General features: G+C 38.4%; 8 protein-coding genes and 1 rRNA gene. 2 read left to right on the top strand and 7 right to left on the bottom strand.

Translation table 11 applies throughout. The features are described from left to right. The 5 genes from DS885_RS14360 to rpoE form a co-directional block, all read right to left on the bottom strand. Positions 1-110 (bottom strand): 16S ribosomal RNA (locus tag DS885_RS14360); the annotation flags it as partial. Between the two features lie 470 nt (positions 111-580). Further along, a complete protein-coding gene (locus tag DS885_RS14355; protein WP_113820108.1) occupies positions 581-1,018 on the bottom strand; it encodes a SoxR reducing system RseC family protein in 438 nt (145 codons plus the stop codon). Beyond that, on the bottom strand, positions 1,018-2,034 hold the full coding sequence (locus DS885_RS14350; protein WP_113820107.1) for a MucB/RseB C-terminal domain-containing protein: 1,017 nt from the start codon (positions 2,032-2,034) through the stop codon (positions 1,018-1,020). The genes DS885_RS14355 and DS885_RS14350 overlap by 1 nt, the downstream gene beginning before the upstream one ends. Before the next feature lie 8 nt (positions 2,035-2,042). Beyond that, positions 2,043-2,573, bottom strand: a complete 531-nt coding sequence (locus tag DS885_RS14345) for a sigma-E factor negative regulatory protein (protein WP_113820106.1) — start codon at positions 2,571-2,573, stop codon at positions 2,043-2,045. Positions 2,574-2,585: 12 nt separating this feature from the next. Next, complete coding sequence (gene rpoE / locus DS885_RS14340; RefSeq protein WP_113820105.1) at positions 2,586-3,164, bottom strand: RNA polymerase sigma factor RpoE; 579 nt, start codon at positions 3,162-3,164, stop codon at positions 2,586-2,588. Positions 3,165-3,331: 167 nt separating this feature from the next. On the opposite strand from rpoE, the gene nadB reads away from it, so the two are divergent. Next, positions 3,332-4,960: an L-aspartate oxidase gene (gene nadB, locus DS885_RS14335; RefSeq protein WP_113820104.1), complete on the top strand. Its 1,629-nt coding sequence runs from the start codon at positions 3,332-3,334 to the stop codon at positions 4,958-4,960. Here the strand turns inward: nadB and DS885_RS14330 are convergent. Together DS885_RS14330 and DS885_RS14325 are read right to left on the bottom strand one after the other, a co-directional pair. Beyond that, positions 4,957-5,403 carry a protein YgfX gene (locus DS885_RS14330; RefSeq protein ID WP_113820103.1) on the bottom strand — a complete coding sequence of 149 codons (447 nt, stop codon included), beginning with the start codon at positions 5,401-5,403 and terminating at the stop codon, positions 4,957-4,959. The genes nadB and DS885_RS14330 overlap by 4 nt on opposite strands. Further along, positions 5,375-5,626 (bottom strand): FAD assembly factor SdhE, encoded by a 252-nt coding sequence (locus tag DS885_RS14325; protein WP_113820102.1) that lies wholly within the window; start codon positions 5,624-5,626, stop codon positions 5,375-5,377. The genes DS885_RS14330 and DS885_RS14325 overlap by 29 nt, the downstream gene beginning before the upstream one ends. Before the next feature lie 223 nt (positions 5,627-5,849). Here DS885_RS14325 and ygfZ point away from each other — a divergent pair, with 223 nt between their 5' ends. Continuing rightward, the gene (ygfZ, locus tag DS885_RS14320) at positions 5,850-6,827 is read left to right on the top strand and encodes a tRNA-modifying protein YgfZ (protein WP_113820101.1); all 978 of its coding nucleotides are present in this window, start codon (positions 5,850-5,852) and stop codon (positions 6,825-6,827) included. The last annotated feature ends 26 nt before the right edge of the window (positions 6,828-6,853 follow it).

Genomic DNA, 6,853 nt, shown 5'->3' with positions numbered 1-6,853 from the left:
GTCCGCCACTCGTCAGCAAAGTAGCAAGCTACTTTCTGTTACCGTTCGACTTGCATGTGTTAAGCCTGCCGCCAGCGTTCAATCTGAGCCATGATCAAACTCTTCAATTTAAAGTTTAATTTGCAACCTAAGTTGCGACTCAATATTACTGACTAAAACTATGTACCTAAGTACAATGTTATTCTGAATTAATGAATTAATTCGTGTGTCACTAAGTATTGATGTTACCTAACTAAGTTAGGATTTCTAATTTGAAATCACATCAACAATAAGTGCTCACACAGATTGTTTGATTAAATTGTTAAAGAGCGTGCCTTTCGGCTAGGCGGCGTATATTACGCGCCTTTCGAACAATGTCAACGTTAATTTTCAACTTTATTTCGAAGCGAACTTCGAAGCGTTTACTGCGTTTGTTTTGTTCTCAAACTCGCTGGGTAACTTGCGTTCCGTCCCGTGTCTGTGGATGCGCATTATAGGGATCTTGAAAAGGTAAGCAAGCGTTTATTACTGTTTTTTTTGATTATTTTACTGACCGCTTAATTAACCAACAAACCGCTCAAAATAACACGCTTTTATGCTGTTATTTTGTGCTTATCATCTTGTTTAAACTGTTAGCAGGATAAAGGATTGCGGATAGAAGTTTGGCAATAACACTACCAATAAGTAATGCAGATACTGAAAATAGGATAATAAGAGGTTCATTATCGGTGATTAGGTTGGAAATGATGCAAGTAACAACAAATAAAATAAGCGGAATGATATAAACAACCAAAGAACTTTGTACGATATCTTTATTATTAACTAATAATTCTATTTGTTTATTTACTTCCATCCCTTCTTTATATGGCATGGAGATATGGTGAGACTTATCACTAATGCCTTTGGCAACGACACCAACACCACAATTATCATTACTACTGCAAGATTTACAGGCAGATTTAGAGATGCACTCGACAGTGACACTCTTTTCACCGTTTATTTCGGTTATCTCAATGATACGACCTGTTTCTTTTAACATTAATGTACCGGTTTAATTGATGCTGCTATTTTTTCAGCTGTGACCAATGGTATTTGTCCAATAATATTAACTTCAGCATTATTGACTTGTTTAGTATAGATTAGAGTACCACCACGTTGAATAATGGTTTGCTGATCAGCCAATAAAGATTTATTACTAGAAATATACACTGACACGCTAACAATACCGTCATTCAACATTAAGTAAGAGACTGGATCAGTATCATGCATCATTAATTTATGTTGATCGTCTTTTATGACTTTAAAGCCAGTTGGTAGCCAATCGACATTCCACTGTGCAATATTTGATGTAGTCGTTTGTGGCAAGGTTAATATATCTGGTGTGGATTGTGTACTGAGTTGTTTTATCCAAGGGCTGACGGTATGACTAATATTCATTGAAACAACCATGGTTTGCTCAAGTATTATATTGGATTTGTTAATGATATCTAAACGCAGGGGTAAATAACTGCCTAGATCTAACCAGACAATATAGCTGTAACGATATTTATCTTTACTTATCATACGTATCGCTATGGCTTTTTTGCCTGCGATTCTGTCTTTCCCTAGGATAATGTATTCATAACTTCTATTGCCACTTTTGAAATCAAAGTTAGCAATATCAGCAAACACACTTTGATCCTGGTGACTGATTAAGCTGTATGGTTTAGTGCCTTGTTGATAAAAACTAATTTTACCATCAAATTGTAACGACTCACGCATTGCCCCATTTAAGTAGGTAAAGTAACTGATACGCTTACCATCAATCACGCCATGGACTAATTGCTTTGGCTCTATTTTATTTTGGGCTGTATTTAAATAAAGCAGCGTATAATTCAAGTTATTATAAGCTTGCTTCATGTTATTTAAATAAGTTAATGCAGATGGTAAAGCTACTTGCGCTGTTTTTGCTTGCTCAGGTTGTGCTACTTCGGACTCAGAGCTTGCCATTAGTTGCGGTGACACTATTAACGAAATAAGTGACACTAACGCAACTAAAAATAATCGATGTTTCATCGCCAACCTTAAGGTTTTGTTTGCAACTGTAACTGATGGTCCTTCACTAACGCTTCTAAACGTTCATTACGCTCTTTAATGTCACTTTCTGTTTGTGCTGGTGTCGCCTGCAAACTTACTGGTGCAGCTGCGCCACCAAAAGGTACGGTATTCAGTACTGGTGTTGAGCTTGCATCGGTTGCATTGTCTTGATTCACCACTAGGCTACTGACCACTACAACACCTGCTACCGAGGCAGCAATTGCATATTGACCAAAACGCTTCATGAATGGGACAACGTTAGTTTCTTGTTTATCAGGAGTTACTAATGGCACAACATTATCTTGTTGAACTTCGTTAGCAATCGCAGCCATTACACTATCAGTCACATCAACGCGTAAATCTAAGCCATCGCTTTCTTCACGAAAAACGTCACCAATTAGTTGGTATCTTGAGAATTGTTGCTGTAATTCAACATCCTCAAGTACTGTGTCGATGATCTCTTGGTCATCAAACTCATTATCAATGAGCGATGACAGATCTTGTGAGTATTCTTTCATCATCAATTCCAATTAATTTTCTAATAAGGGTTTGAGTTGTTTGTCAATTGCTTCACGTGCTCTGAAGATACGAGAACGGACGGTACCAATTGGACAATTTTCAATTTGTGCAATTTCGTCATAGCTCATTCCTTCAAGTTCGCGCAAAGTAATCGCAGACTTTAACTCATCTGGTAAACCACCAATCACTTTTAAGATGACTTCTTTTATTTCCTGAGAATGTAAAAGAGACTCAGGGTTGTCCTCATCTTTTAAAGCACCACTGCCATCGTAACTATCAGCTTCTTCTGCATCTATATCTGACGCAGGCGGACGACGACTTTGACTGGTTAAGTAATTTTTTGCAGTATTAACCGTAATGCGAAACAGCCAAGTATAAAAAGCACTATCACCTCTAAAGTTAGGTAATGATTTATATACTTTTATAAACACTTCTTGCGATACATCAGGTATATCACCTGAACTACGCACATAACGTGTTAATATATTGGCCACACGCGTCTGGTACTTACGTACTAATAATGCAAATGCTTGTTGCTCACCATTTTGTATACGTTGTATTAACTGTAAATCTAATTCACGCTCATTCATTGAGCTTTTCTACCTATATTATAGTGAGCTATCAATTCTCACAGATATGACTTTTATAAAAAAAGAAAGTTCCAAATTAATTCAAAACAATGATGTTTTTGGATAAACTCTCTAGTTATTCGAAATGTTAGTTACACTATTTTACCCAAAACAGAGCATATAATGCCATGGCAGAGAATAAAACAACACCTGAACATCAATACACTTGTGATGTATTAATTATTGGCGCAGGTGCAGCGGGCTTATCATTAGCCTTAAAAATTGCAGATCACAGCAATGTAAGAGTTTTAAGCAAAGGAAAACTTTCTGAAGGCTCCACTTATTATGCACAAGGCGGTGTAGCAGCGGTATTCTCTGATGACGATAGTACCGACTCACATTTTGAAGACACACTGATAGCCGGTGCCGGCTTATGTGATGAAGATGCAGTTAACTTTACCGTCACTAACGCTAAAGAAAGTATGCAATGGTTAATTGATACGGGCGTTGATTTTGATACAGAAACCAACGACCAATCAGAAACACAATATCATTTAACGCGTGAAGGCGGTCACTCTCATCGTCGAATATTACATGCCGCCGATGCGACGGGCAGAGAGATTGAAGAATCTTTATTAAGTGCCGTTAAAAACCACCCAAACATCACCCTAATGGAAGGTTATAACGCCATTGATTTAATCACGACACGTAAATTAAATTTACCTGCCAACCGTGTATTAGGAGCTTATGTTTGGAATAGAGAAGCTGAACAAGTTGAAACCGTTAACGCTCACTTTGTCACTCTAGCGACAGGCGGTGCAAGTAAGGTATATCAATATACTAGTAATCCGGATGTCTCTAGTGGAGATGGTGTTGCACTGGCATGGCGAAGCGGTTGTCGCGTCGCTAATATGGAATTTAATCAATTTCATCCAACCTGCCTGTACCACAAAGATGCAAAAAACTTTTTATTAACTGAAGCATTACGTGGCGAAGGGGCACTATTATTACGCCCCGACGGAACTCGCTTTATGCCCGACTTTGATGAACGTGGTGAATTAGCGCCACGTGATATTGTCGCACGAGCGATTGATTATGAGATGAAGCGCTTAGGTGTGGATTGTATGTATCTAGATATTAGCCATAAACCCAAAGAATTTATTATTAAGCACTTCCCTACTATATACCAACGTTGTTTATCACTAGGGTTAGATATCGCAGAGCAGCCAATGCCTATTGTCCCAGCGGCTCACTATACCTGCGGTGGTGTGATGATCGACCATCACGGTCAAACCGATATTGATGGTTTATATGCTATTGGTGAAGTCACTTATACCGGTTTACATGGCGCTAACCGCTTGGCTTCTAATTCATTATTAGAATGTATTGTTTATGCGCATGCTAGCGCTAAAGATATTATTAATCGAATTCCTTTTTATAAACAACGTAAATTTGCCAAGATTCCAGACTGGGATGACAGCCAAGTCGAAAACTCCGACGAGCAAGTGGTTATTCAGCATAACTGGCACGAGCTACGTTTATTTATGTGGGATTATGTCGGTATAGTACGTACAGACAAACGCCTACAACGTGCTTTAAGTCGTGTTGAATTATTACAGCATGAGATCACTGAGTATTATAGTAACTTTAAAGTTGGTAATAATTTATTAGAACTAAGAAATCTAGTACAAGTCGCTGAGTTGATTATCAAGAGTGCAATACAAAGGAAAGAGAGTCGTGGTCTACATTACAACTTAGATTACCCCGAACAAAATGATAATCCCAAGCCAACGATTTTAAATCCTAATAATAATTAACCTGCGTATGCTGTATTAATCAAACGTGCCAGTAATCGATACTCTTGTTCCGTTACACTGTCATAAAACACGATAAACCACTTTCTAGGATTATCGTGTTTTACTTCTACCAATAATGCATCCACTTGCTCTACACATAAAAACATCACCCAAGCATTATAAAAAGAGCGCCTATCGATCACCCCTATCAGCTGTTTCGGTTCGCTTATTTCAATATGACCAGCATCGGATAAAAGACAGCTGAAAGGCAGTTGTACCGAAGAACAAACAAAATAGGCAGAGACAAGAATATATATGATTAATAACAGAGCACTAAACCAACCAACTCCCCATAATAAGTAAAGTATAATAGCACTGAGCAGCAGTAAAGTTATCGCCAAGGCTTTGGCGATAACAGAAGGATCGGTGCTTATCTTATATTTTAACGCGCTTAAGGATGACATCGACAATTTCAGCCAACTGTGGATCTGGACATTTCTCATGGCCCATAAACCACGCAAATAACTCGGGATCTTCACAGGTTAATAAACGTTGGAAGTACAGCTTATGTTGTTCGCTTAAATCACTGTATTCTTCTTTTGCAAATGGCATAAGCAAAACATCGAGCTCTAACATACCACGACGACAAGCCCATATTAAACGAGAAAGAGGAACCTCTTTTGGCATGACTAAACCTTCCTTTTTAAATGAAAACGTTAAGTTGCTTATCAACTTATACGTATAAACGTTGAAACAAACCAGTAGCTTATTATAAGCACCTATATTAGTCAGTTATTTATTCTAAGAAATATAGCGTGTACGACATCAATACCATCATTTAGCAGTTGTAAAATAGACGATTGGCGATAACATTGTAAAAAAACACATTCGTCCATAAATGAGGCCAACCATGCTAACACTTAGCCAACTTGAGAATATTAGCCAATTACCCGATCTTGTTCTCTGTCCACTCGATAGCTGGGACTTGATCAGCATTACAGGTGAAGACCGTGTTACTTTTTTACAAGGACAACTAACTTGTGATTTAACGCAATTAGTACCGGGTGAGCAAACATTAGCGGCACACTGTAACCCTCAAGGTAAAGCATGGACCATTGCCCGAGTGATTATATTAGCTGACCGTATTCTATTAACCCAACCTAGCTCTGTGTCAGAGGTGCAACTACCTGAACTTAAAAAGTATGCCGCATTCTCTAAAGTCACTATTGAAAAAGAGACTGAATATAAGATATTAGGCTTAGCGGGTCACAAATCAGCAGAATATATTGCAGAAGAGGTGGATACAGCAGCAACTCATGATACTAGCCGATTATTAGACACTGGCACAGTATTAATCAAACAACCTTACCCTTCATTGCGTTACCTTGCGGTCATGAAGAATGCTGTAGCAGAAGCATTGTTAGTAGATTTAGAAGACAAAGCACAAGTCTTTGACGACAGCTTATGGAATGCAATGAATATTGCTGCAGGTGTTGGCTTTTTAACTGCGGAAACAACCGCGCAGTTTATTCCTCAAATGCTAAATCTACAGGCATTAGATGGTATTAGCTTTACTAAAGGTTGTTACATTGGGCAAGAAACCGTAGCGCGCGCCAAGTACCGAGGCGCAAACAAGCGTGCCATGTTTATTCTAACAGGTCGTTCAGCGGATTGTCCTAAAGCGGGGCAAACAGTGGAAGTATTATTAAATAATAACTGGAAAAGAGTAGGTACTATCGTGTCTGCTAGTCAATATGGCGATGGGCACATTGAGGTACTCGCGGTATTACCAAAAGATACAAATACTGATGATATTTTCCAAGTAAAAGAACTTGAGGGTTCAACACTGTATTGCGCTCCTTTACCTTACCAAATAACCGAAGATTAAGTTAACTAGCCCTCAGTTATGCTGAG

Origin of the sequence: Psychromonas sp. B3M02 (assembly GCF_003318165.1) — a bacterium.
Taxonomy (GTDB): Bacteria; Pseudomonadota; Gammaproteobacteria; order Enterobacterales; family Psychromonadaceae; genus Psychromonas.
Note: the sequence above shows the minus strand (reverse complement) of the source record. Positions and strands in the feature narration are given on the sequence as shown.

Coding starts and splice junctions, on each gene's coding strand:
- DS885_RS14355 (WP_113820108.1), bottom strand. CDS start 1,018: ATGTTAAAAGAAACAGGTCGTATCATTGAGATAACCGAAATAAACGGT.
- DS885_RS14350 (WP_113820107.1), bottom strand. CDS start 2,034: ATGAAACATCGATTATTTTTAGTTGCGTTAGTGTCACTTATTTCGTTA.
- DS885_RS14345 (WP_113820106.1), bottom strand. CDS start 2,573: ATGAAAGAATACTCACAAGATCTGTCATCGCTCATTGATAATGAGTTT.
- rpoE (WP_113820105.1), bottom strand. CDS start 3,164: ATGAATGAGCGTGAATTAGATTTACAGTTAATACAACGTATACAAAAT.
- nadB (WP_113820104.1), top strand. CDS start 3,332: ATGGCAGAGAATAAAACAACACCTGAACATCAATACACTTGTGATGTA.
- DS885_RS14330 (WP_113820103.1), bottom strand. CDS start 5,403: ATGTCATCCTTAAGCGCGTTAAAATATAAGATAAGCACCGATCCTTCT.
- DS885_RS14325 (WP_113820102.1), bottom strand. CDS start 5,626: ATGCCAAAAGAGGTTCCTCTTTCTCGTTTAATATGGGCTTGTCGTCGT.
- ygfZ (WP_113820101.1), top strand. CDS start 5,850: ATGCTAACACTTAGCCAACTTGAGAATATTAGCCAATTACCCGATCTT.